The organism is Amycolatopsis sp. QT-25, assembly GCF_029369745.1.
Taxonomy (GTDB): domain Bacteria; phylum Actinomycetota; class Actinomycetes; order Mycobacteriales; family Pseudonocardiaceae; genus Amycolatopsis.
Genome location: NZ_CP120210.1, coordinates 2,758,157 through 2,781,637, shown reverse-complemented (window position 1 = coordinate 2,781,637; position 23,481 = coordinate 2,758,157). Strand labels below are relative to the sequence as shown.

Here is a 23,481-nt window from a genome sequence, read left to right as displayed (position 1 = left end):
ACCGTAGCGCCGATCAGGGCCGGGGATCGGTACTCAGAACGGCCATCGTGATGACGTCATGCCACTCGCCGTCCCACCACAACGCTTCCCGCTGGAGCCCCTCGCCGACGAACCCGGCCTTTTCGTAGGCGCGCCGGGCACGCGGGTTGTAGTCGAAGACCTCGAGCGAGACCCGGTGCAGGCCGACGACGCCGAAGGCGTACTCCAGGACCAGCTTGGTCGCCTCGGTGCCGTAACCCTTGCCGTAGAACTCCGGGCCGTTCAACGCGATGCGGAACGCCGCCGAGCGGTTGTCCTTGTCGACGTCGGTGAGTGCGAGATCGCCGACGTGCGCGCGATCGTCCTGGCGCACGATCGCGTAGTCCGCGCGATCGTCCAGACCCGGCCGTCCGGCCAGCCAGGTCCGGATCTGGTCGGCGGTGAACTCGGTGTGCGTACCGGTCAGCCTGCGGCTTTCCGGGTTCCACAGTGCCTCCCAGCCGGTCTCGAAGTAGGACTCGTCGAGCTGGGTGAGCACGACGTTCTCGCCGACGAGTTCGGGCTGCGTCCGCAGCGCCTCGGTATCGATCACGGTGGATACCGTACGGTGGACGCAGTGTCCGGCCGTACCAAATTGATCCTCGCGCTCACCGTGCTCGTCCTGTTCGTAACGGCCGCGGTCCTGTTGCCGCTCCCGAGCCCGGCCGGGCTGCGTGCCTGGGCGGCCGAGACCGGCCCGGCCACTCCACTGGTGTTCTTCCTGGTCTACTCGGTACTGACGGTCGCGCCGATCCCCCGCACCGTGTTCAACCTGGCGGGCGGGCTGCTGCTCGGCGCCACGACGGGCATCGTCGTCGGCCTCCTGGCGACCATCGTCGCCGCCTCGATCTCGTTCACCCTTTCGAGGGCACTCGGCCGCGATCTGGTCACCCGGCACCTGCACCGGGCGAAGGTCCGCGCGGTCAACGACCGGCTTTCCGACGGCGGGGTACTGGCGATCACCTCCTTACGGCTGATCCCGATGGTGCCGTTCGCTCCGTTCAGTTACCTGTGCGGAGTGTCCTCGGTCCGCTTCGCCCCGTATCTGATCGGAACCGCGCTCGGCAGCCTGCCGGGCACGATCGCGGTCGTCGTCCTCGGCGACGCGCTCACCGGGGAAACACCGCCCGCCCTGCTGATCTGTTACGCCGTGTTCGCTGCCGCGGGGGCCATCGGGTTGTTCACGGTCTTCCGGCGCGAAGCCGGTCCGGCACCCGGAGGACACGACGAGGAAGAATCGCCCGCCTCCGCACCGGCGAGCTGACGCCGGAACCGAAACCATCGCCCGCTACACTCGATCGGGTGCGCGGGACCCGTCAGGTCGCGTAACGCCACCATCACCCGGGATGTGTTCGTCAGAGAATGTGTCAGGAGCAGTCGCCATCGACACCGGTCAGCTGATCGCTGGGCACTACCGCCTGGTCGAGCAAATTGGTAGCGGTGCCATGGGGGTGGTCTGGCGTGCCATCGATGTCCGCCTCGAGCGCTCGGTGGCGGTCAAGCAGATCCTCCCCCAGCCGGGTGTCTCCGAGGCCGAACGTGACAACATGCGCCAGCGCGCCATGCGCGAGGCGAAGAACGCGGCCCGGTTCCAGCATCCGAACGCGATCGTGGTGTTCGACATCGCCGAGCACGGCGGCGATCCCTGCCTGGTGATGGAGTACCTGAACGGCCCGAGCCTCTCGGCGATCATCTCCGGCGAAGGCACGCTGCCGCTGGGGCGCGTCGCGAAGATCGGCGAGCAGGTCGCGTCGGCGCTGGTCGCCGCGCACCGCGCCGGGATCGTGCACCGCGACGTGAAACCCGGGAACATCCTGATCGACGAGTCCGGCACCGCGAAGATCACCGACTTCGGCATCTCCCGCGCGGCCGGTGACATGACGCTCACCCAGACCGGCCTGATCGGCGGCACCCCGGCGTACCTCGCGCCCGAGCTGGCGCGCGGCTCGGACCCGGTGCCCAGCTCCGACGTCTTCGCGCTCGGCGCGACGCTCTACCAGGCGATCGAGGGCCAGACGCCGTACGGGAACAGCTCCAACCAGCTGGCGCTGCTGTACGCGGCCGCGAACGGGCAGATCAACCCGCCGCAGCAGGCGGGCCCCGCGACGGCGCTGCTGATGAGCCTCCTGCGCGCCGAGCCGACCGAACGCCCGACGATGGCCGAGGCCCGCGAGCGCCTCGCCGCGCTGGCGGCGAACGAGTCCGCCGCGGGCACGGCGGCGTCGCCGCGGCTCTTCGGAGCGGGCGGCGGCAGACAGCCCGCCGTGCCCGACACCCCGGGACACGGCATCCCCGGCGGGGACCGGCCGCCGTGGCAACGGACCGACAAGCCGGCGCAGTCCGCCGCGGCGGCTCCTCCGCCGCCCGCCAAGACGCCCACGCCGACGGCCGCCTTCATGCCGATGCGCTCGTCGTCGGCCCCGCCGAACACACCGCCGCGTCCGGTCGCCGCGATGAGCCCGCCGCCGTCCGCGGCCGCCCCGACGCGGCCGTCCCCCGCCAAGCCTGCCGACGCCAAACGCAAAGCCGTCCTGTTCGCGGGTGGCGGTGCCGCGGTCGTGGTGATCGCCGTGATCGTGTTCCTGGTGCTGAATTCGAGCAACGGGGCCACCCCTCAGGCCGGCGACCACACCGGGACGAACCCGCAGCCCAGCGTCTCGGCGCCCAAGTCGAGTGCCCCGTCTTCGTCACGTGCCGCGCAGGCCGGCTTGGGCAAGACCCCGAGCGAAAAGGTCACGAGCTACTCGAGCGTGGGCACCTTCCTGCTGGACTTCTTCGATACGAACAAGATCGGCACGTCCGCGAGCTGGAACAAGCTCACTGACGCCGCGAAGGCCGTGTACGGCTCGGAGCAGGCTTTCGCCGACTACTGGTCCGCTCACAAGGTCACCGGCTCGGAGAAGGCGCGCGCCGACAGCGGCGGCGGTAACCCCGACGGGTCGATCGACATGAACATCACGATCAACGGCGGCTCGCGTCCGGCGCTGCGCGTGGTCCAGATCGACGGGCAGTACTTCATCGACGCCGACACGCGAGTACTCGGCAACTGACGCGGCCGTAGCGATGGTGAGACCCGCCTCGCTGGTGGTAGGCCAATCGCCGTTCGTGGCCTACTGTTGCCGGTATGGCCGATAGCGGACCTTTCGGACCTGGCCAGAATCCTCGGTTCGACGAGGATCTGGTAGGGCTCGACCCGTACGATCCCGAAGCCCGTGCCTTCGCCGAGCATCTGGACCGCATCGAACGCTGCGGCCCGAACTTCACCGTGGAAGCCTGTCTCGACGGTGTCTCCGATTTCGCCGACTCCAGCAACCGTCTCGGCGGTCTGCGCTGGTGGATTTCGGCACTCGTCGTGATCCTCATCGTGCTCGGCGTGATGGTCACCGCATGGGACATCATCGGCCGGGCCATCACGTGGCTCGCGGGGTAACGTGGAACCGGTGAAAGGCATGAAACCCGTTGTCGGAGCCACGCCCCGCGTGGTCAAGTCCGAGCAGGAATGGCGGGAGCAGCTCAGCACCGACGAGTACGCGGTGCTCCGCGAGGCGGGCACCGAGCGCCCCTTCACCGGGGAGTACACCGACACCAAGACCACCGGTGTGTACCAGTGCCGAGCCTGTGGCGCCGAACTGTTCCGCAGCGACACGAAATTCGAGAGCCATTGCGGCTGGCCGTCGTTTTACGACCCGGCCGATACCGACGCCGTCCTCCTCCGCGAGGACACCGCGATGGGGATGCGCCGGATCGAGGTGCTGTGCAAGTCGTGCCACAGCCACCTCGGGCACGTCTTCGAAGGTGAGGGCTACGACACGCCGACGGATCAGCGGTACTGCATCAACTCGATCTCGCTGACGCTCGTTCCCGAGTCGTAACCGAACGAAGCCAACCACCGCCCTCCCCGACGCGTTCCCCGTGTACAGGAACAGCGCCGGGGAGGGCGGTGTCTTCGGATGAGCGAACCTTCGGGCGGTGCTTCCGGCGCTGTGGCCTCGTTTCCGGTGCGGCGGGCACGGTGGCTCTCGGTGGCTTCGCTGCCTTCCCCTGGGGTGATGGGGCCGGTTCCCGTACCTGCGGGATCGGCAGTTTCTGACGGCCCAACTGCCGTCGTGAAAGCCCACTCCGGATGTTCGAATCATGGAACCACGACCGGGCGGAAGAGCGTCCGATCACGGTAAGTGCACCTGCTCGCGAAAGGCCCGTGCGATGGAAGACACCTGGGGCATCCCCGGACCGACTTTCCTGGCGATCTATGGCGCCCTGCTGGTGTTCCCACTGGTCGTCGGTCTCGGGTGGACGATCGCGGTCAAGCTGGGCCGCAAGGCACCGCGCGCCGCCGGGCGCGGGCCGGAGCCGACGGTGTACGAACTCGCCTACCTCGCCGGTGGCCCGGACCGGGTGGTCGACACGGCCATCGCGGCGTTGGTCGACCGCGGGACGCTGCGGGTCAGCAGCGCGAAGCAGCTCCAGCTGACGGGTTCCGAGCCCGCCGACCCGATCGAAAGGGCCGTCGCCAAGGGCGCACGGCCGGGGTACAACGCCACGACTCGCGGCATCCGCGACCGGCTGCGGATGTCGGGGCCGATGCAGGCGCTCGCCAAGGGGCTGGAGGACCGGGGACTCGTGGTCGCGGACCGGGCGCCGCGGATCCGCCAGGTCGTGTTCTTCCTGTACCTCGCCGTGCTCGTCCTCGGTGTGGCACGCCTGGTCGCCGGGATCTCCGGTGACCACCCCGTCGGTTTCCTGATCGCGTTGCTGGTCGCGGCCGGTTTCGCGACGCTGGTCGCCCGGGCGGTCAAGAACAAGCGGTCGGGTCCGCGGCCGACCGGCGAGGGCGACCGGATCCTCCACCGGGCCAGGTCCGCCCACGGGCGGGAGCGCAAGCGCGGGATCCCCGACGCGACCGCGAGCGATGGCGCGATGATGGGCGGCGCCGTGCTGGGCGCCGCCGCCACGGCGGTCGCGTTCGGCGGTCTCTCCTACTACCCGGACGAGGAACTGAGCGCGGCCCTGATCCCGCCTCCGGTTTCCGGTGGTTTCGGCGGCGGTTCGTCCGGCGGTGGCTCCTCGTGCAGTACCGGTGGCGGAAGCTCGTGCAGCGGCGGCAGTTCCTGCGGAGGCGGAGGCGGCGGCTGTGGTGGCTGACGGGCCGGGCCGGCTCGGGATCGGCATCGGCTGGCGGCACGAGCTGGACCTGTCGATCGCGCGGCTGCCCGGCGTCGACTGGGTCGAGGTGGTCGCCGAAAACCTGCACGCCGGGCACCTGCCCGAGACCCTGCTCGCCCTGCGCGACCGGGGAATGCCGGTTCTGCCGCACGCGGTCTCGCTGTCGCTGGGCGGGGCCGAACCGCTGGACACCGCTCGCGTCGAGCATCTCGCGGAGATCACTCGCGAGCTCGGCGCGCCGATGGCCAGCGACCACGTGTGCTTCGTGCGCGCGGGCGGCCTCGACTCGGGGCATCTGTTGCCGCTCCCCCGCACCCGGGAAGCGCTCGACGTCCTGGTGGACAACGTCGAACTGACGCAGTCCATCGTGGAGGTCCCGTTCGCGCTGGAGAACATCGCGGCCGTGCTGGAGTGGCCGGACGCGGAGTTCACCGAAGCGGAGTTCCTGCGCGAGCTGACCGACCGGACCGGTTGCCTGCTCATCGTCGACGTCGCCAATCTGTACGCCAACGCCCGCAACCTCGGCACCGATCCCGAACGGTTCCTCGACGAGATCCCGTGGGAGCGGCTGGCGTACACGCATCTGGCGGGCGGTGTCGAACGCGACGGCGTCTACCACGACACGCATGCCCACCCGGTGCTCCCGGAAGTGCTGGACCTGCTGCGCGAACTGCGGCGGCGCACCGAGCCGCCGGGTGTCCTGCTGGAGCGCGACGACGACTACCCGCCGGACAGCGAATTGGCGGCCGAACTGGCCGCGCTCAGGGAAGCGGTCTCGCCGTGACGTCGCCGCGGGAGCGGCTCGCCGCGCGGCAGGCCGAGCTGCTCAAGGCGCTGCTCGCCGGCGGCGACGCTCCGGCGGGCTTCGCCACGGACAGGCTCCGTATCGAGGCGGACGTCCTGCGGAACAAGCGGAGCAGGCTGGTCGCCTTCCTTCGCCCGGACCTCGCCGAGGCTCTCGGAGACCGGTTCGGCGCGCTGTTCCGCGAGTACGCGACGAGTCACCCCAAGACCGACGCGATCCGCGCGCGGGCCCACGCGGACACCTTCGGCGCGTGGCTCGTGGAACGCGGCGAAGTACCGAAACCCCGAAGCCGGTTCGGGCGCTGGCTACGCCGCAATTAGTCACCTACTTGCGGCGGGTTCACCAGACCGGGCGGTCGCTTCCGGGTACGTGCGTCGCTTCCGGGTACGTGCGTCGCTTCCGTCCACTGTGGATTCGAGCCCGGCAGGGTGCCCGCCATCTTCACCCGGGTGACCCGGCCGAGCTGACCGTCGACCTCTTCCAGCCATTCGCCGCCGTCGAACCCGGCGGGACCGGCTTCCTTGCGGCCCAGTGAGTTCAGCCATTCCGCGGTCCCGGCGAGTGAGGTCCGGACATGCCGGCTGCCGCCCTCGGTGACCGCCCGGCGGAGGGCGGTCATGATCGCCGCCGCGGTGAGCCAGCCGGTCGCGTGGTCGAGCGCCTGCACCGGAAGCGGTCCAGGGCCGTCGAGTCCGGCGGTCTTGCCGCCTTCGTCGGCGATCCCCGACGCCATCTGCACCAGGCTGTCGAACCCGCGCCTGCGCGCCCACGGCCCTTCCCAGCCGTAGGCGGACAGGTCCGCGACCACGATCCCCGGCCGGAGCTCGGCCATCGCCTCCGGCGAGAAGCCCTTGGCCACCAGCGAACCCGGCCGGAAACCCTGCACCACGACGTCGGCGCGGGCGATCAGCTTGCGCAGCCGCGAGCGCCCGGCTTCGGTCTCCAGGTCGACGTACGCCGAGAGCTTGCCCATCCCGGTGTCGACGGCCAGCGGCGGCACGGTCGGCAGCTGGGCCGACCCGATGTGCATGACGGTGGCGCCGTGCGCGGCGAGTACGCGGCCCGCGACCGGCCCGGCGATGACGTGGGTCAGGTCCAGGATCCGCACCCCGCCCAGCGGCCGATCGGACTCGAACAACCGCACGGGTTCCGACGACCCGAGCGACCGGATCTCGGCGATCGGCAACCCGCTCGACGCCTGCCCTTGCTTGTGCGCCAGCCATTCCTCGCGGGAACGCAGCACGGCGGCGGCCCCGCCGGCCCCGACGACCGCCGACTCGACCTCGTACTTCGACTTGGCCGCCACGACCTTCTCGAAGGCTGCGCGGGTCGCGGGCACGCCCAGACCCCAGCACACGGCGGAGACGTGCCGCGGATAGTCGCAGTGCAGCCGCACCCAACCGTCGTTCGCCCGGTAGTCGCCGGACAGCGGCGCGCTGAACGGCACCGGTTCCCCGTCGACGCGGAGGTACTGCTCGCTGCGGAACGACGCGGCGGCGTGCCGGGTGTCGATCGAGACCTTGCCCGGCTCGATCCCCCGCAGCCGCAACAGTTCACCGGCGGCCAGCGTCGCGGCGGCGATGCTCGTGGTCGCCGCCTCCTCGACCCGGAAGGTCCCGGGCAGCACCGACTCCGGTCCGGTGACCTCGACGGCGCCTTCGGCGAGGGTGTCGCCGGTGAGCGTGGTCCAGACGCGGGCGTCCACTGGTGCGTTCACTAGGGCAGCAGGGCGATCAGCTCGGCGGGGGCCATCTTCGTCCCGGTGTAGAACGGGATCTCCTCGCGCACGTGGAGGCGGGCCTCGGTGCCGCGCAGATGACGCATCAGATCGACGATGCGGTGCAGTTCGTCGGCCTCGAAGGCCAGGATCCACTCGTAGTCGCCCAGCGCGAACGACGCGACCGTGTTGGCGCGGACGTCCGGGTAGTCGCGGGCCTCCTTGCCGTGGTCGGCGAGCATCTTGCGGCGCTCGTCGTCCGGCAGCAGGTACCACTCGTAGGAGCGGACGAACGGGTAGACGCAGATGAACTTCCGGGCCTCTTCACCGGCGAGGAACGCCGGGATGTGGCTCCTGTTGAACTCCGCCGGACGGTGCAGCGCGACCTGGCTCCACACCGGCACCGACGCGCGGCCGAGCGGGGTGTGCCGGAAACCGCTGTAGGCCGCCTGGACCTGCTCGATCTCCTCGGCGTGCCACCAGATCATGTAGTCGGCGTCGGCCCGCAGCCCCGAGAGGTCGTAGACGCCGCGGACGACGACGCCCTTGGCCTCCAGCGCGTCGAGGTACTCGGTGGTCTCCGCGGTCGCCTTCGCGCGGTCTTCGCCGAGCTTGCCCTGCTCGGCCCGGAAGACCGACCAGGCGGTGTAGCGGATGGTGTCGTTGAGCTCGTTGTAGTTCAGCCGCGCCATACCGCCATCTTGGCACTGCCGGTGCTCAGGAGCCCTCGTGGGTCGGTGTGATCCCGGCGATGCGGCGGGCGGCCGCGTCGGCGGTGGCGATACACGCCGGGAGTCCGACGCCGTGGAGCGTCGCGCCCGCCACGGCGAGCCCCGGGACGTCCGCGACGGCCCGTTCGATCCGCTCGACGAGTCCGAGGTGCCCGGTGCCGTACTGCGGGAGCCCGCCGCCCCATCGGGTGACCAGGGTGTCGATCGGTTCGGCGGTGACCCCGGCCAGCCGGGCCAGATCGTCGCGGATCACGCGGACGAGTTCGTCGTCGTCGGCACGCAGTGCCCCCGGCTCGCCGAAGCGGCCGGCCGAGCCGCGCACCAGCACCGGACCTTCGCCGTACTGCGCCCACTTGCGGGAGGAGAAGGTGAACGCCTTGGCGGCGAACGGCTTCCCGGCCGTGTCCCGCTCCCCCGCGCCGATCAGCACCCCGGACGACTCCGGCAACGCGGTACCCGGCGGGAGCGCGAGCGCGACCACCGCCATCGAGGCGAGTTCGACCTCGGCGAACGCCGAAGCGGCCGCTTCCGCGACGCCGTCGAGCAACCGCCGGGCCGAAGGCGCCGGGACGGCGAGAAGGACGGCGTCGGCATCGAGGTCGTCGACCTGCCAGCCGGTGGCGGTGCGCTCGAGGGCCGTCACGGTGGTCTCGGTCCGGATCTCGGCTCGGGCCAGTTCCGCGAGCCGCGCGATCAGCGTTCCGAGGCCGCCCAGCAGGGTGCCGAAGACCGGCGCCGTACTCGGCGAGGCGGGCATGAGCGAGGCGGCGCCTTCGGTGAGCGAACGTGCGCCGCGATCGATCGCGGACGCGAGACCGGGCATCGTCGCGCGCAGCCCGAGGCCGTCCGCTCCCCCGGCGTAGACCCCGCCGAGCAGCGGATCGACCAGCCTGTCGACCAGTTCGTCGCCGAAGCGCTCGCGCAGCAGCGGACCGAGCGGCACGTCGTCGGCGGGCAGCTCCACCGGCGGCAGCGACGACTCGGCCTCCACCAGGGCTCGGCCCTTCTCCGACAGCACCCCCGCGACCGCGCCGGCCGAGGCCGGAACGCCCATGACCGTGCCCGGCGGCAGGCCGAGCACGGAGCCACCGGCGTGGATCTTGGCACGGGCCTCGGTGGGGTGGACGAGGTTTCCGCCCAGCCCGACCTCGCGGACCAGGGCGAGCGCTTCGGGACGCCGGGCGAGGAACGCCTCCGCGCCGACGTCGTAGCGTTCACCGGCGAGTTCGACCGTGCGAAGCTTCCCGCCGAGCGAGCCCGTCGCCTCGAAGACGACGATCCGGGCGTCTTCGCCGAGCAACGTCCGCAGCCGGTACGCCGCGGTCAGTCCCGAGATACCGCCGCCGACGACGGCGACCGTGTGCACGGGCTTCACGGCTGGAGCTCGTGCACCAGCCCGACCACGCGCGTCAAGACGTCCGGGTCGACGCCGGGCAGTACGCCGTGGCCGAGGTTGAAGACGTGGCCGTCGGCCGCGCGTCCCTCGGCGTGGATGCGCCGGACCTCCGCCTCGAGCACCGGCCAGGACGCGTGCAGCAGCGCCGGGTCGAGGTTGCCCTGGACGACACCGCCGCCGAGCCGCCGGACCGCCTCGTCGAGCGGGACGCGCCAGTCGACACCGACCACGTCGGCACCCGCGTCGCGCATGGCCACCAGCAGCTCGCCGGTGCCGACACCGAAATGGATGCGGGGCACGCCGTAGCGCGCGACCGCGGACAGCACCTTCGCCGAATGCGGCAGGACGAACTCGCGGTAGTCCCGCTCCGACAGCGCCCCCGCCCACGAGTCGAACAGCTGGATCGCGTCGGCCCCGGCGTCCAGCTGCGCGGACAGGAAGGTGATCGCCATGTCCGCGAGACGTCCGGCCAGCTCGTGCCACAGCTCCGGCTCGGAGTGCATGAGCGCCTTGGTGTGCTCGTGGTTACGGCTCGGGCCGCCCTCGATGAGGTACGACGCGAGCGTGAACGGCGCGCCCGCGAAGCCGATCAGCGGCGTCTCGCCCAGCGACCCGACCAGCAGCCCGACCCCTTCGGCGACCCGCTCCACCTGCTCCGGGTCCAGCACCGGCAGCGCGCGCACGCCCGCGGTGTCGCGGATCGGCTCGGCGACCACCGGCCCGGTGCCCGCGACGATGTCGATGTCGAGGCCCGCCGCCTTGAGCGGGACGACGATGTCACTGAAGAGGATGGCCGCGTCGACGCCGTGACGGCGGATCGGCTGGAGCGTGATCTCCGCGAGCATCTCGGGGTCGAAGCAGGCTTCGAACATCGAAGTGCCCTCGCGCAGCGCCCGGTACTCGGGCAGCGACCGGCCGGCCTGGCGCATGAACCACACGGGGGTATGGGCCGGGCGTTCGCCGCGCGCGGCGGCCAGGAACGGCGCGCCGGGCAGGGCGCGACGGGCCGCGGGAACGGTCTGCGCGGAAGAAGCGACTGAAGGAGACATCACGGTTCATGGTGCCACGGGCGCTCCACGGCCCTACTCTCGGCGCGTCTGCGCCCCGAACCGGACGATCGCGTCCTACAGTCGGTTGGTGACCGCGATGACGTCAGTACCCGATCTCTTCCGTGAAGCCGTCGCGGCGTTGCAATCGGTCCGGCCCCGCCCCGAAGTGCGACTGGAGACGATGCGCCCGCCGCAGCGGCTGGCGCCGTGGTCCTACGCGGTGAGCTGCGAGGTGGAGGGGCCGGCGGACGTGCTGGCGTCGGGACGACTGGTGCTGCTGCACGACCCGGACGGCCAGGAGGGCTGGGACGGGGTCCTGCGGCTGGTGATGTACGTCCGCGCGGAACTCGATCGTGAACTGGCGATTGATCCCTTCCTGCCGGCCGTGGGCTGGTCTTGGCTGACCGACGCGCTGGAGAGCTCCGGCGCGGACTGGACGGCGCTGGGCGGCACCGTCACCGAAACATCCTCGGCGCGCTTCGGCGACATCTCGGGGCCCTCGCGCACCGACGATCTGGAACTCCGGGCGTCCTGGACGCCGACCGACGCCGCGCTGCGGCCGCACGGGCAGGCGTTCTGCCAGGTGATGGCGAGCGTCGTCGGGTTGCCGCCGGTGGGCGTGACCCTCTTCGAACAGCGCCAGTCCTCCTGAAGCTCGGCGCTTGACGGGACCCCGCACAGAGACCTCTTCGCTGCCCGACACGCCGAATTCCCACCAATCGAGACATGGCATTCGGGTTATATTGCGAGCTTCGGCCAGCTAGCGCCGCTAGAAAAGCTAGCGATACTAAAGGTCCCTTGCTATCGCCGTCAGACCGGCGCCCCAAGTACATGAAGGCCCCCTTCCTTGCGCCTAGGTACAGGAAGGGGGCCTTCATGTACTCAAGACGACCCGCGAAGCGGACGAAGCGGACGAAGGCGCCTTCGGCTGTTTCATCCGCAAGGCCCTCAGAGCGTCCGTACGCCGCCGGAGGTCGCCTCACGGGCAGATGGACCAGACCGGCCCCGACCAGCGCGGAGCCGGGCGAACAGAGGTCTGGACCACCCCGTTCGTGCTAATCCGGCTGTCACCGTCCGCAACAAGATCGAGTCGGCCCGCAAACGCCCCGAAGCCCTTCCGGAGCGTCACCATCACGGTCACTGAGCGGAGCGATTCGTGACTCTCCGCGAACGGACGCGCCCCCACGCCGCGAGCGGTTTCCCGGCTCCGGCACACTGCTTTCCCGGCGTCCCGGGCAGCGGCACCGGCAGGTGCACGGCTCATCTGCACGATCGGTTGGGCCCCGGTATCCCCAGTGCATCGTGTTCGCTCGGCGATGTGTTAGCCACCGGCTGTGTACTAGCCCGATCGTGTTACTACGAACTCCCTGAGTGACCGCTGGTTTCAGATAGATACCCATTCGATCCCCCCGTGAAGGCCTCAGGGCGGCTACAGTGCCATCGACGACACCACTTTCGGTCTAAAGCTGGCGCGGCTAAACGGCCGAAAGTCCCGGTGCCGGTCGGGGGGCACGACCGACTCCAGGGAGGTAGTGACGTGGCTACCGTCGGCATTTCTCAGGCCGTCCGATCCACGCCAGCCGGTTCATTGCCGGCGAGCATGGTTCCGCACCCGCGGGAAGAGCTTTTTTCCGTGTTGGTGGTCGATGACCACCCATTGTTGAGGGAGGCAATCTCAGCAAGACTCGCACAGATGGGTGCGGGCACCGTCCACGAGGCCGCCACGGTGGCCGAGGCGAGGGCGCGAGCACAGGCCACTGGGCCTTGTGACCTGGCGATCCTCGATCTCGGACTGCCGGATGGCAGCGGCATCGAGCTGGTTACGGAACTCCGTAGCCATGGCTGGCCTCGAGTAGTGGTGCTCGCTTCATCAGACGACCCGTACGCGGTCAGGTCGGCGTTCCAAGCCGGCGCCCAGGCATACCTGCTCAAGTCGGCATCGCCGGTCGTGGTGACCGACGGCGTCCGCAGGGTGCTCGAGGGCGGCGTCTACGCGGACCCGAGCGTCGCACCGGTCCTGGCCACCGGCACCCGAGTCGCCGGCACCGACAACACCCCGCGCGAGCTTTCCGCGCGCGAGGTCGAGGTGCTGCAGCTCGTCGCCGACGGCCAGAGCAACAAGGAGATCGGTGAGGAACTCAGCCTCTCCGCGCTCACGGTGAAGTCTCACCTCTCCCGCATCGGGCGCAAGCTCGGCACGGGTGACCGGGCTCAGATGGTGGCGCTGGCCATGCGTGCCGGCGTGATCCGCTGACAAAGGCGAACAACCCCGCGGGGCGGGCGGACCAGGCGCGGTCCGCCCGTCCCGTAGGGTCTTCACCTATGGAAGGCGACCGACCCGGAGAACCGCAGACGGACCCGAAGACCGGCACCGAGGACACCGGTGGACCGGTTCTTCTGCGCGAGCCCGCCGAGGGCACTCCACCGGTGATCGCCGACGCGACGGCCCTCGCCGAAGCCTGCGTGAAGATCGCGGGCGGCAGCGGGGCCATCGCCGTGGACACCGAACGCGCGTCCGGCTACCGATACTGGCCGAAGGCCTATCTCGTGCAGCTGCGCCGCGAAGGTGCCGGCTCCTTCCTCATCGACCCCATTCCGCTCGAAGGGCAGCTCGAACCCCTCGCGGACGTGCTCAACAACGCCGAATGGGTGCTGCACGCGGCCTCCCAGGACCTGCCGTGTCTCGCCGAACTCGACCTGCGCCCGAAGAGCCTGTTCGACACCGAACTCGCCGGACGGCTCGCCGGGTACGAACGCGTCGCCCTCGGCACTCTCGTCGAACTCCTTCTCGGCTACCAGCTGGAGAAGGGCCACAGCGCCGCCGACTGGTCGAAGCGCCCGCTTCCCGTCGACTGGCTGAACTACGCCGCCCTCGACGTCGAGCTGCTCCTCGAGCTGCGCGAGAAGCTCGAGGCCGAGCTGGCCGCCCAAGGCAAGCTCGAGTGGGCCCAGCAGGAATTCGAGGCCGTCCGCACCGCGCCGCCGCCCGCCCCCCGGGTCGAACCGTGGCGCCGGACCTCCGGGGTGCACAAGATCCGGAGCGCCCGCGGTCTCGCCGCCGTGCGCGAACTGTGGCAGGCACGCGACGAACTCGCCCGCAAACGCGACCGCGCGCCGAGCCGGATCCTGCCCGACACCGCCATCATCAACGCCGTCACCGCGGATCCGAAGACCGTCGAGCAGTTGCAGGCGCTGCCGGTGTTCAGCGGCCGGGTCCAGCGCAAGTACACCGCGAGCTGGCTGCGGCATCTGCAGGCCGCCCGTGCGCTGCCCGCCGACGAACTGCCCACCCCCGCGCAGCAGACCGACGGCCCGCCGCCGGTGAACCGGTGGTCGGACAAGGATCCCGACGCCGCCGCCCGGCTCAGCGCCGCCCGCGCGGCGCTGGCCGCGATCGCGGAGGACCGGCGGCTGCCGGTCGAGAACCTGCTGCTGCCGGAACTGGTGCGCCGCACCTGCTGGCGCCCGCCCGCGGAGCTGAGCGAAGACGCGGTCGCCCAGGTCCTCCGTGACGGCGGTGCCCGGCCGTGGCAGGTCGAGCTGACAGTGGCGGCGCTGAGCAAAGCGCTCCACGCCACCGCCGCCGCCTGACCCGGCTTCAGTCCTCCAGTAGCGCCCGCGCGGACTCGCGCAGCTCGGCGTCCGGTTCGCCGATACCGGCCAGCCTCAGTACGCTGTCGGCCCCCTCGACGGCGTGCGCTTCGACGGCCAGGCCCGGTCGGTCACGCCGGACGATCGCGATGCTCTCGACGAGCCCGAACACGAGGTCGGTCCGGATGCCGACGAGGTCACCGGGGACGCCGGCCGCCGCGACGAGCGAGCCGTAAACCCGTTTGAGCTCCGCCCGTTCGGCGCGGAACCGCGCCAGCCTCGGCGACGAGATCTCCGGCAGCAGGTACAGGGCGCCGAGGTTGTGCCGCGCGCTGCCGAGCAGACGGATGTCCGCGTACGCCAGCGCCCACAACCGCGCGCCGACCGGCGCGAGCTGCGCCGAAAGCCCGCCCGCGACGTCCAGTGACGGCCGGACGGTGTCCTCCAGCAGCGCCGCGAGAATGTCCTCTTTGGACGGAAAGTGGTAGTAGAGGGACGCCTGGCGCAGGCCGGCGCGTTCGGCGATGGCTCGGGTGGTCGTCGCCGCGTACCCGGCGCCGGTGAACAGCTCCCCCGCCGCGTCCAGTACGGCGAGCCGGGCTTCCCGCTTGCTCGCCGCCGCGCCGCTGGCTCTCGGCCTTCCCACGCCGGTCGTTTTCGTCATCTATCCGATCCTGCCATTTCTTCGCGAAGATCTTTGTCACGTCCGGTGGTCGGCCCAGGTTACCGAATCCGGTATCTCTTGACACCGCGCTTACCGGCGGAGAGTGAAAGGTTCCGCACGCGCTTAATTTCGGTCAGTCGATCGAAATTCGGCCCTTGAGACAGGAGCCTCCGCAAATGCCTTCCGAAGACCTTTCCGCCTTCGGGTACCGTCAAGAACTTCGCCGGACACTCGGTGGTTTCTCCGCCTTCGCCGCCGGTTTCTCCTTCGTTTCGATCCTGACCACGGTGTTCCAGCTGTTCGCCTTCGGCTATTCCTTCGGCGACACGCTCTTCTTCTGGACATGGCCGCTGGTCATCGCCGGGCAATTGCTCGTCGCGCTCAACTTCGCCGAACTCGCCGCCCGATTCCCGCTGGCCGGATCGGTTTACCAGTGGGCGAAACACCTCTCACCCGGATTCGGGGGCTGGCTCGCCGGCTGGATGATGCTGGTGGGCTGCGTCGTCGCGCTCGCCGGTGCCGCGATCGCGCTGCAGGTGGTCCTTCCGTCGGTCTGGAGCGGTTTCCAGCTCGTCGGCGGGGATCCGGCGATCACCTCGCCGACCGGCGCCCGCAACGCGGTCGTGCTCGGCACCCTGCTGATCGTCGTCACCACCGCGATCAACGCGGGCGGCGTACGGCTCATGGCGCGGATCAACGACATCGGGGTCGCGGCGGAACTCGTCGGCGTCCTCGTGCTGGTCGTCGGTCTCGCGTCGTTCGCGGTCCGTGGCCCGCAGGTCGTGACCCAGCCGGCGGGTGAAAGCCCGGGAGCCGGCGGCGTTCTCGCTTCGGCACTGATGGCCGCGTACGTGCTCTACGGTTTCGACACCGCCGCTTCGGTCGCCGAGGAGACCAAGGACGCGCGCCGCATCGCCCCGCGTGCCGTGCTCCGCGCGCTCTTGATCTCCGGGCTCGGCGGGCTCGCCGTCGTCCTCACCGCGCTGATGGCGGCACCGAGCCTGACCGACGGGCAACTGGCCGGAAAAGGCCTGCCGTACGTGATCACCGCCGTCTTCGGCGAGACCCTCGGCCGGGTCTTCCTCGCCGACGTCGCGATCGCGGTCGTCGTCTGCACCCTGACCATCCAGACCGGCACCGTCCGGCTGATCTACTCGATGGCCCGCGACGGCGCGCTCCCCGGCGCCAGGAGGCTTTCCGCGGTCAACGGCCGCACCGGTACGCCGATCGCGCCCGCGATGCTTTCCGGGGTGCTCGCCATCGGGCTTCTGCTGCTGAATCTGGGGAATCCGACGGTCTTCAGCACCATCACCGGTACTTCGGTGGTCGTGGTCTACCTCGCCTATCTGCTGGTGACCGGACCACTGCTGATCCGGCGCCGTCAAGGCCGTTTCACCGCCGAACCCGGCCATTTCTCCCTGGGACGATGGGCTATTCCGGTCAACATCGCGGCAGTAGGGTACGGCGCGATGATGATCGTCAACATCGCTTGGCCACGAGCCGAGATCTACGACCTGGCGGGCACCGGTTCCGTCTGGGTCCTGTTGTTCCCGATCGAGTTCGTCGGCGCCGCGCTGCTCACCGGCTATCTCTGCTGGCGCCGCCGCTCCGCGCTCACCACGGTTCCCGTCCCCGCGACCTGAAGGAAGGTTCCATGAGCACGACATCGACCACGTACGGCGCTCGCGACCACGCCCGCGCCCAGGCGGGCACGGTCACCGAAGCGATGCCCGCCATCCCCGCGGCCACCTGGCCGGACCCGCCGCCCGGGATCGACCCGGCGAAGCTGGTCTGGGCCGAGACCGTCGCCGGCGGCGGCTACACCCACAAGGTGCTCGCCCGAGGCACCGAAGTGCGGCTGACCGACGTCGAGGGGGACGCCTGCGCGCATCTGCTGCTGTTCAACGCCGATCAGCCTTGGGAGCGGCTGAACGTGGCGGACACGGTGAAGGTCCAGTGGAACGCCTATCTCGGCGAGGCGATCGCGCTGCTTTCGGACCAGGCGCGGGTGCTCGCGACCGTCGTCACCGACGAGAGCGGCAAGCACGATGCCCTCTGCGGAACGTCCACTGTGGATGGAAATGTCGAGCGTTACGGCGACGGGAGTCCACACGGCGCTTCGCCGTCGGGCAACGCGTTGTTCACCCTCGCCGCGGCCAAACACGGTCTCGCACCGCGCGATCTCCCGCCGAGCCTGTCTCTCTTCCAAGGCGTCCACGTGGAGGCGGACGGCGGGCTGACGTTCACCGGTTCGGCGGGCCCCGGCAAATCCGTGGTCCTGCGCACGGAACTCCCGGTCGTGGTCCTGATCGCCAACGTGGCACATCCACTCGATCCACGCCCGGACTACACGGTCACGCCGCTGCGCGTTCTCGCCCAGCGCTCGGAGCCGTCCACTGCGGACAGTCCTCAATGGACAGCATCGCCCGAGGCGCAGCGTGCCTTCGAGAACACCGCCGACTACCTCACCGCAAGGGGCCTGGCATGACGATCGTCTCCGACACCGAGGTCGCCGCGCGGGCGCCGTACTCCACCGTGCTCCGCAAGGGTGAAAAGCTCGCGATCATCGATCTCCGCGGCAACCAGGCCGTCGACTTCCTCTGCTATGACGCCGCCGACACGGGGAAGAGATACAGCGCGGCCGCCACGATCGCCGCGCAGCGCAACATCTTCCTCACCACCGGCAGTGTGCTGCGCACCGGTGAGGGCGCGCCGCTGCTGACCGTCGTCGAGGACACCTGCGGGCGGCACGACACGATCGGCGGCGCCTGCAGCAAGGAGTCGAACAGCCTCCGCTACGGCCAGCACACGCGGCACCAGCACGCCTGCGTCGAGAACTTCCTGACCGAAGGTGCCAAATGGGGCCTCGGCAAACGGGATCTGGTCAGCAACGTCAACTGGTACATGAACGTGCCGGTCGAGCAGGACGGCACACTCGGCATCGTCGACGGCATCTCCGCGCCCGGTCTCCAGGTCGGCCTGCGGGCCGAGACCGACGTCCTGGTCCTGGTGTCGAACTGCCCGCAGATCAACAACCCGTGCAACGGCTTCGACCCGACGCCGGTCCGGATGATCGTCACCGGTGGTGACGTGTGAAGCTGCTCGTCGCCAACCGGGGGGAAATCGCGGTCCGCGTCATCCGGACCGCAGGGGAGATGGGCATTCCGACGGTCGCCGTCTACTCCGACGCCGACCGCACGGCCGCGCACGTACGGCTAGCCGACGAAGCCGTCCGGCTCGGCCCGGCACCGGCGAGGGAGAGTTACCTCCTCGCCGACGTCATCATCGAAGCCGCGTCGAAGACCGGCGCGGACACGATTCACCCGGGCTACGGCTTCCTGTCCGAGGACGCCGCTTTCGCCAGGGCGGCGGAAGCGGCCGGGATCCGGTTCGCCGGCCCCACCGCGGAGCATCTCGAGGTCTTCGGCAGCAAGCACACCGCGCGGAGGAAAGCCGTCGAAGCCGGTGTGCCGATGCTGCCCGGCACCGGGCTGCTGGACACCCTCGCCGACGCCGAGACCGCGGCCGCCGCGGTCGGCTATCCCGTGATGCTCAAGGCCACCGGCGGTGGTGGCGGCATCGGCATGCGTGCCTGCGCGTCCGCCGACGCGCTGCGGGACGCCTGGGAAGCGGTCCAGAGCATCGCGGCCAAGAACTTCTCGACTTCCGGCGTGTTCCTCGAACGGCTGGTGACCCACGCGCGGCACGTCGAGGTCCAGGTGTTCGGTGACGGCGCCGGCGGGGTCCTGGCGCTGGGCACGCGAGACTGCACCCTGCAACGGCGCAACCAGAAGGTGCTCGAAGAGTGCCCCGCGCCGGGCTTGCCCGAAACGGTGCGGGAAGAACTGGTCTCCGCGGCCGTCGGCCTCTGCGCTTCCGTGCGCTACCGGTCGGCGGGCACGGTCGAGTTCGTCTACGACCCGGACCGCGAAGAAGCCGCGTTCCTGGAAGTGAACACGCGGCTTCAGGTCGAACACCCGGTCACCGAGGCGGTGTACGGGATCGACCTCGTCGAGTGGATGCTTCGGCTCGCCGACGGCGACACCGGGATGTTCGCCACCGTTCCGGCGCCGCGCGGGCACGCGGTCGAAGCGCGGGTCTACGCCGAAGACCCGGCCGCCGGGCATCGGCCGAGCGCGGGTCTGCTGACCCGCGCCGAGTTCCCGGACGGCGTCCGGGTCGACACCTGGGTCGAAGCCGGCGCGAACGTGACGACGCATTACGACCCTTTGCTCGCCAAGGTGATCACCTTCGGCGCGGACCGGGCCGAGGCGCTGGCCGCCCTGGGCGAGGCGCTCGGCGAAAGCCGGGTGGACGGCGTCCGGACGAACCTCGGCCAGTTGCGCGCGGTCGCCGCCGATCAGCGGCTGCGCGAAGTCACGCACGACACCGCGACGCTCGACGCGATCGCCGATCCCGAACCGCGGATCGAGGTCGTGCGGGGCGGCACGATGACCACCGTCCAGGACTGGCCGGGACGGCTGGGGTTCTGGCACGTGGGGGTCCCGCCGAGCGGGCCGATGGACGATCTGTCGCTGCGCCTGGGCAACCGCGCACTCGGCAATCCCGAAGGCGCGCCCGGGCTCGAATGCACCGTAGACGGTGTCTCGCTGAGGTTCACCGACGCCGCAATCGTTTGCGTCACGGGTTCGCCGTCGCCGGTCACCCTCGACGGTTCCTCTGTTCCACAGTGGACCCCGCTCGAGATCCCCGCGGGCGGCGTACTCGACGTCGGCACCGGCACCGCCGGGCTCCGCGCGTACGTGCTCGTCCGCGGCGGGGTCGACGTGCCGGACTTCCTGGACAGCGCGGCGACGTTCACCCTGGGCGGCTTCGGCGGGCATGGCGGGCGCGCGCTGGCGACCGGTGACGTTCTCTCCCCTGGCCCGGCGCCGGAAAACGCCGTCAGCGGACCGGTTCCCGAGGCCGAACGCCCGCTCTTCACCACGCGTTGGGAGATCGGCGCGGCCGAGGGACCACACGCCGCTCCGGAGTTCTTCACCCCGGACGACGTCGAAACGTTCTACGCCACCGACTGGGAGGTGCATTTCAACTCCGCGCGGACCGGTGTCCGGCTCGTCGGGCCCCGGCCTCGCTGGGCACGGGAGGACGGCGGCGAGGCGGGCCTGCACCCGTCCAACATCCACGACACGCCGTACGCGATCGGCGCCGTCGACTACACCGGTGACCTGCCGATCCTGCTCGGGCCGGACGGGCCGAGCCTCGGTGGCTTCGTCTGCCCGGCGACCGTGGTGACCGGGCAGCGCTGGAAACTCGGCCAGTTGCGCCCGGGCGACACCGTGCGGTTCGTGCCGATCACCACCGAACACGCGGATGCGCTGCGGGGCGAACCGGCCACGGTGGTCAAGGCGAGCCGGCAGCCGATCGACGACGGTGGCGTCCTCGGCCGGCTGTCCACCTCGGACGAGAATCCCGAGGTCACCTACCGGCGCAGCGGCGACGACAACCTGCTGATCGAGTACGGGCCGATGAAGCTCGACCTGGCCTTGCGGATGCGGGTCCACGCCCTGGCCGACAGGCTGGCCGCGGACGGCCTCGACGGCGTCGTGGACCTGACCCCGGGTATCCGCTCACTGCAGGTCCACGTCGATCCGGACGTCCTGCCGGTGCCGAAACTGCTCGGCCTCGTCCAGGAGGTGGAGCACGATCTGCCGCGCACCGCCGATCTCGTGGTGCCGAGCCGGACCGTGCGGCTCCCGTTGTCGTGGGACGACCCGGCGACGCGCGAGGCGATCGAGCGGTACATGGCGGGCGTACGCGACGACGCGCCGTGGTGCCCGTGGAACATCGAGTTCATCCGGCGGGTCAACGGCCTGTCCAGTGTGGACGACGTCTACCGCACGGTGTTCGACGCGGAATACCTGGTGCTCGGCCTCGGCGACGTCTATCTCGGCGCGCCGGTGGCCACTCCGCTGGACCCGCGGCACCGGCTGGTCACCACGAAGTACAACCCGGCCCGCACCTGGACCGCGGAGAACTCGGTCGGCATCGGCGGCTCGTACCTGTGCGTCTACGGGATGGAGGGCCCCGGCGGGTACCAGTTCGTCGGGCGGACCGTGCAGGTGTGGAGCGGCTGGCGGCAGCGCGGATCGTTCGAACCGGGTTCACCGTGGCTGCTGCGGTTCTTCGACCGAATCTCGTGGTACCCGGTGACCGCCGGGGAACTGCTGGACCTGCGGGCACAGAGCTCGGCGGGGGAACTGGAGCTCGACATCACCGACGGTGAGTTCGCGCTGGCCGACCACGAACGGTTTTTGACCGACAACGCCGCCGACATCGCCGCTTTCCGGGCGACGCAGAGCGCGGCGTTCGAGACGGAGCGGCAGGCCTGGGCGGCGGCGGGTGAATTCGACCCCCGTCCCGAGCCCGTCGGCGCGAAGGTCCCGACCACGAAGATCGAGGCCCCGCCCGGCGGACACGTCGTCGAGGCACCGTTCGCCGCGACCGTGTGGCGAGTGGACGTCGAACCGGGCAAGAAGGTCGACCCGGCGGAGACGCTGGTGATCCTCGAAGCGATGAAGACCGAGGCGCGGATCCCCGCGCCGGCCGCCGGGGAGGTCGTCGAGGTGCTCGTCTCCCCCGGCGATCAGGTCGCTCCCGGCACGCCGCTGGTGGTATTGGGAAGGAGCGCGGGATGAGCGTGCTGGAACGGGTGCGCGCCGCGTACCACCGGATCGCGCGGGTCGACCGGCCCGAGATCTGGATCGACCTGCGTCCCGAGGCGGAAGTGCTCGCCGACGCGGAGAAGCTGGAAGCCCGCCGTGCCGCGGGTGAATCCCTGCCACTGTATGGGAAACTCGCCGCGATCAAGGGGAACATCGACGTCGCCGGGCTACCGACGACGGCGGCGTGCCCCGAATACGCCTACCTGCCGGACGAGGACGCGCCCGTGGTCGCGCGGCTGCGTGCGGCCGGGGCGCTGATCCTGGGCACGACCAATCTGGACCAGTTCGCGACCGGACTGGTCGGCACGCGCAGTCCGCACGGCGCGGTCCGGAACGCGGTCGATCCCGCGTACGTGTCGGGCGGATCGAGTTCGGGGTCGGCGGTCGCGGTGGCGCTCGGCATCGCGGACCTCGCGCTCGGCACCGACACCGCCGGATCCGGGCGGGTCCCGGCGGCGTTCAACGGGATCGTCGGGCTGAAGCCGACGCGGGGGCTGGTGCCGACGACCGGTGTCGTGCCCGCGTGCGCGAGCATCGACTGCGTGACGGTGTTCGCGCGGACGGTCGACGAGGCTTCGGCGGCCTTCGCGTGTCTCAGCGAGCCGCGGGATCTCCCGGTGGTCCACCGCCCCTTCCGGATCGGCGTGCCGGAGGCGACGGGGCCTCTTCAGGACGGGTGGGCCGAAGCGTTCTCCGCGGCGGTCGAGTCGTTCCGTGAGGCGGGCGCCGAGCTCGTCACTGTCGACATATCGGCATTTCTCGACGCGGCGCGTCTGCTGTACGAAGGCGCCTTCGTGGCCGAACGCTACTCCGCGGTCGGCGAGTTCATCGACGCGCGTCCGGACGTCGTGGATCCGGCCGTGCGGCGGATCATCGGCGCGGCGAAGGACATCCCGGCACACCGGTTGTTCTCCGACCTCGCCACGCTCGACGGTCTTTCGCGCGAAGCGTCGGTCGTGCTGTCCACAGTGGACTGTCTTCTGCTGCCCACGACGACCGAGCACCCGAAGATCGCCGAGGTCGAGGCCGATCCGCTGGGGGTGAACGCCCGGCTGGGCCGGTTCACGAACTCGACGAACCTGCTCGGTTTGTCGTCGCTCGCCGTGCCCGCCGGAACCGTCGGCGGGCTGCCGTTCGGCGTGATGCTGGTCGGCGCCGCGTACGCCGATCGGATCCTCGCCGACGTCGCCCGGCTGGTGCCACGACGGACGCGGATCGCCGTGGTCGGCGCCCATCTGCGCGGGCAACCGCTGAACCACGAACTGACCTCGCGGGGCGGGCGGTTCGTGACGGCGGGGCCGACGGCGGCCGAGTACCGGCTCTACGCCCTGGACACCGTGCCGCCGAAACCCGGTCTCGTCCGGGTCGCCTCCGGTGGCGAGCCGATCGAGGCCGAGGTGTGGGACCTGCCTTCGGCAGGCTTCGGCGAGTTCGTGGCGGGCGTCCCCGCGCCGCTCGCGATCGGGAAGGTGCGGCTGGCCGACGGGAGCGAGGTGTCCGGGTTCGTATGCGAACCGGTGGCCGTGGCGGGCGCCGAGGACATCACCGGGTACGGCGGGTGGCTGGGGTACCTGAGCCGCTGAGGGTCTCGTGAGTGGCGATTCGGGCTGCGACCCGAATCGCCACTCACGACCCACCCGACCGACCGGGCACCCGCGCCG

Annotated in this window: 21 protein-coding genes; 15 read left to right on the top strand and 6 right to left on the bottom strand. The window is 70.5% G+C overall.

All coding sequences use genetic code 11. The features are described 5' to 3' along the window. Nucleotides 1-13 precede the first annotated feature (13 nt). Nucleotides 14-571, bottom strand: coding sequence for a GNAT family protein (locus P3102_RS13055; protein ID WP_276369274.1), 558 nt, complete (start codon nucleotides 569-571; stop codon nucleotides 14-16). Between the two features lie 24 nt (nucleotides 572-595). On the opposite strand from P3102_RS13055, the gene P3102_RS13050 reads away from it, so the two are divergent. From P3102_RS13050 to P3102_RS13020, 7 genes are all read left to right on the top strand, one after another. Further along, nucleotides 596-1,282 (top strand): TVP38/TMEM64 family protein, encoded by a 687-nt coding sequence (locus P3102_RS13050; protein ID WP_276369272.1) that lies wholly within the window; start codon nucleotides 596-598, stop codon nucleotides 1,280-1,282. Between the two features lie 133 nt (nucleotides 1,283-1,415). Continuing rightward, nucleotides 1,416-3,068 (top strand): serine/threonine-protein kinase, encoded by a 1,653-nt coding sequence (locus P3102_RS13045; RefSeq protein ID WP_276371140.1) that lies wholly within the window; start codon nucleotides 1,416-1,418, stop codon nucleotides 3,066-3,068. Nucleotides 3,069-3,142: 74 nt separating this feature from the next. After that, nucleotides 3,143-3,448, top strand: coding sequence for a hypothetical protein (locus P3102_RS13040; protein ID WP_276369270.1), 306 nt, complete (start codon nucleotides 3,143-3,145; stop codon nucleotides 3,446-3,448). 19 nt (nucleotides 3,449-3,467) lie between these two features. Then, the gene (msrB, locus tag P3102_RS13035) at nucleotides 3,468-3,890 is read left to right on the top strand and encodes a peptide-methionine (R)-S-oxide reductase MsrB (RefSeq protein WP_276369269.1); all 423 of its coding nucleotides are present in this window, start codon (nucleotides 3,468-3,470) and stop codon (nucleotides 3,888-3,890) included. Between the two features lie 331 nt (nucleotides 3,891-4,221). After that, entirely contained in the window at nucleotides 4,222-5,160 is a 939-nt protein-coding gene (locus tag P3102_RS13030) for a TIGR04222 domain-containing membrane protein (protein WP_276369267.1), read from the top strand. Further along, entirely contained in the window at nucleotides 5,150-5,965 is an 816-nt protein-coding gene (locus P3102_RS13025; protein WP_276369266.1) for a DUF692 domain-containing protein, read from the top strand. The genes P3102_RS13030 and P3102_RS13025 overlap by 11 nt, the downstream gene beginning before the upstream one ends. Continuing rightward, a complete protein-coding gene (locus P3102_RS13020; protein WP_276369264.1) occupies nucleotides 5,962-6,306 on the top strand; it encodes a hypothetical protein in 345 nt (114 codons plus the stop codon). The genes P3102_RS13025 and P3102_RS13020 overlap by 4 nt, the downstream gene beginning before the upstream one ends. Here P3102_RS13020 and P3102_RS13015 read toward each other — a convergent pair. The 4 genes from P3102_RS13015 to hemE are packed head-to-tail and all read right to left on the bottom strand — an operon-like array spanning nucleotide 6,303 to nucleotide 10,879. Continuing rightward, nucleotides 6,303-7,691, bottom strand: coding sequence for a CoA transferase (locus P3102_RS13015; RefSeq protein ID WP_276371138.1), 1,389 nt, complete (start codon nucleotides 7,689-7,691; stop codon nucleotides 6,303-6,305). The two genes, P3102_RS13020 and P3102_RS13015, sit on opposite strands and share 4 nt — an antisense overlap. An 11-nt stretch (nucleotides 7,692-7,702) precedes the next feature. Beyond that, on the bottom strand, nucleotides 7,703-8,395 hold the full coding sequence (gene hemQ / locus P3102_RS13010; protein ID WP_276369263.1) for a hydrogen peroxide-dependent heme synthase: 693 nt from the start codon (nucleotides 8,393-8,395) through the stop codon (nucleotides 7,703-7,705). Nucleotides 8,396-8,420: 25 nt separating this feature from the next. After that, nucleotides 8,421-9,800 (bottom strand): protoporphyrinogen oxidase, encoded by a 1,380-nt coding sequence (gene hemG / locus P3102_RS13005; RefSeq protein ID WP_276371136.1) that lies wholly within the window; start codon nucleotides 9,798-9,800, stop codon nucleotides 8,421-8,423. A 5-nt stretch (nucleotides 9,801-9,805) separates the two neighbouring features. Further along, nucleotides 9,806-10,879: a uroporphyrinogen decarboxylase gene (gene hemE / locus P3102_RS13000; protein ID WP_276369261.1), complete on the bottom strand. Its 1,074-nt coding sequence runs from the start codon at nucleotides 10,877-10,879 to the stop codon at nucleotides 9,806-9,808. Between the two features lie 88 nt (nucleotides 10,880-10,967). Here hemE and P3102_RS12995 point away from each other — a divergent pair, with 88 nt between their 5' ends. The 3 genes from P3102_RS12995 (at nucleotide 10,968) to P3102_RS12985 (ending at nucleotide 14,470) form a co-directional block, all read left to right on the top strand. Continuing rightward, nucleotides 10,968-11,531: a DUF3000 domain-containing protein gene (locus P3102_RS12995; RefSeq protein WP_276369259.1), complete on the top strand. Its 564-nt coding sequence runs from the start codon at nucleotides 10,968-10,970 to the stop codon at nucleotides 11,529-11,531. Nucleotides 11,532-12,416: 885 nt separating this feature from the next. Next, on the top strand, nucleotides 12,417-13,133 hold the full coding sequence (locus P3102_RS12990; protein ID WP_034318331.1) for a response regulator transcription factor: 717 nt from the start codon (nucleotides 12,417-12,419) through the stop codon (nucleotides 13,131-13,133). 68 nt (nucleotides 13,134-13,201) lie between these two features. Further along, complete coding sequence (locus P3102_RS12985; protein ID WP_276369257.1) at nucleotides 13,202-14,470, top strand: HRDC domain-containing protein; 1,269 nt, start codon at nucleotides 13,202-13,204, stop codon at nucleotides 14,468-14,470. 7 nt (nucleotides 14,471-14,477) lie between these two features. On the opposite strand, the gene P3102_RS12980 is transcribed toward P3102_RS12985, so the two are convergent. After that, on the bottom strand, nucleotides 14,478-15,134 hold the full coding sequence (locus tag P3102_RS12980; RefSeq protein WP_276369255.1) for a TetR/AcrR family transcriptional regulator: 657 nt from the start codon (nucleotides 15,132-15,134) through the stop codon (nucleotides 14,478-14,480). 176 nt (nucleotides 15,135-15,310) lie between these two features. On the opposite strand from P3102_RS12980, the gene P3102_RS12975 reads away from it, so the two are divergent. The 5 genes from P3102_RS12975 to atzF are packed head-to-tail and all read left to right on the top strand — an operon-like array spanning nucleotide 15,311 to nucleotide 23,403. After that, complete coding sequence (locus P3102_RS12975) at nucleotides 15,311-16,777, top strand: amino acid permease (protein ID WP_276369253.1); 1,467 nt, start codon at nucleotides 15,311-15,313, stop codon at nucleotides 16,775-16,777. Nucleotides 16,778-16,788: 11 nt separating this feature from the next. Next, the gene (locus P3102_RS12970) at nucleotides 16,789-17,622 is read left to right on the top strand and encodes an urea amidolyase associated protein UAAP1 (RefSeq protein WP_276369251.1); all 834 of its coding nucleotides are present in this window, start codon (nucleotides 16,789-16,791) and stop codon (nucleotides 17,620-17,622) included. Beyond that, complete coding sequence (locus P3102_RS12965; RefSeq protein WP_276369249.1) at nucleotides 17,619-18,230, top strand: urea amidolyase associated protein UAAP2; 612 nt, start codon at nucleotides 17,619-17,621, stop codon at nucleotides 18,228-18,230. Before P3102_RS12970 ends, P3102_RS12965 begins: the two co-directional genes overlap by 4 nt. Continuing rightward, on the top strand, nucleotides 18,227-21,793 hold the full coding sequence (gene uca / locus P3102_RS12960) for an urea carboxylase (RefSeq protein ID WP_276369247.1): 3,567 nt from the start codon (nucleotides 18,227-18,229) through the stop codon (nucleotides 21,791-21,793). Before P3102_RS12965 ends, uca begins: the two co-directional genes overlap by 4 nt. Then, the gene (gene atzF / locus P3102_RS12955; protein ID WP_276369246.1) at nucleotides 21,790-23,403 is read left to right on the top strand and encodes an allophanate hydrolase; all 1,614 of its coding nucleotides are present in this window, start codon (nucleotides 21,790-21,792) and stop codon (nucleotides 23,401-23,403) included. Before uca ends, atzF begins: the two co-directional genes overlap by 4 nt. The last annotated feature ends 78 nt before the right edge of the window (nucleotides 23,404-23,481 follow it).

What these genes read in the sequence shown, in the direction of transcription:
- atzF (WP_276369246.1), top strand. Translation starts at nt 21,790, where the DNA reads ATGAGCGTGCTGGAACGGGTGCGCGCCGCGTACCACCGGATCGCGCGG.
- P3102_RS12975 (WP_276369253.1), top strand. Translation starts at nt 15,311, where the DNA reads ATGCCTTCCGAAGACCTTTCCGCCTTCGGGTACCGTCAAGAACTTCGC.
- hemE (WP_276369261.1), bottom strand. Translation starts at nt 10,879, where the DNA reads ATGTCTCCTTCAGTCGCTTCTTCCGCGCAGACCGTTCCCGCGGCCCGT.
- P3102_RS13030 (WP_276369267.1), top strand. Translation starts at nt 4,222, where the DNA reads ATGGAAGACACCTGGGGCATCCCCGGACCGACTTTCCTGGCGATCTAT.
- P3102_RS12985 (WP_276369257.1), top strand. Translation starts at nt 13,202, where the DNA reads ATGGAAGGCGACCGACCCGGAGAACCGCAGACGGACCCGAAGACCGGC.
- hemQ (WP_276369263.1), bottom strand. Translation starts at nt 8,395, where the DNA reads ATGGCGCGGCTGAACTACAACGAGCTCAACGACACCATCCGCTACACC.
- P3102_RS13040 (WP_276369270.1), top strand. Translation starts at nt 3,143, where the DNA reads ATGGCCGATAGCGGACCTTTCGGACCTGGCCAGAATCCTCGGTTCGAC.
- msrB (WP_276369269.1), top strand. Translation starts at nt 3,468, where the DNA reads ATGAAACCCGTTGTCGGAGCCACGCCCCGCGTGGTCAAGTCCGAGCAG.
- P3102_RS12980 (WP_276369255.1), bottom strand. Translation starts at nt 15,134, where the DNA reads ATGACGAAAACGACCGGCGTGGGAAGGCCGAGAGCCAGCGGCGCGGCG.
- P3102_RS12970 (WP_276369251.1), top strand. Translation starts at nt 16,789, where the DNA reads ATGAGCACGACATCGACCACGTACGGCGCTCGCGACCACGCCCGCGCC.
- P3102_RS12965 (WP_276369249.1), top strand. Translation starts at nt 17,619, where the DNA reads ATGACGATCGTCTCCGACACCGAGGTCGCCGCGCGGGCGCCGTACTCC.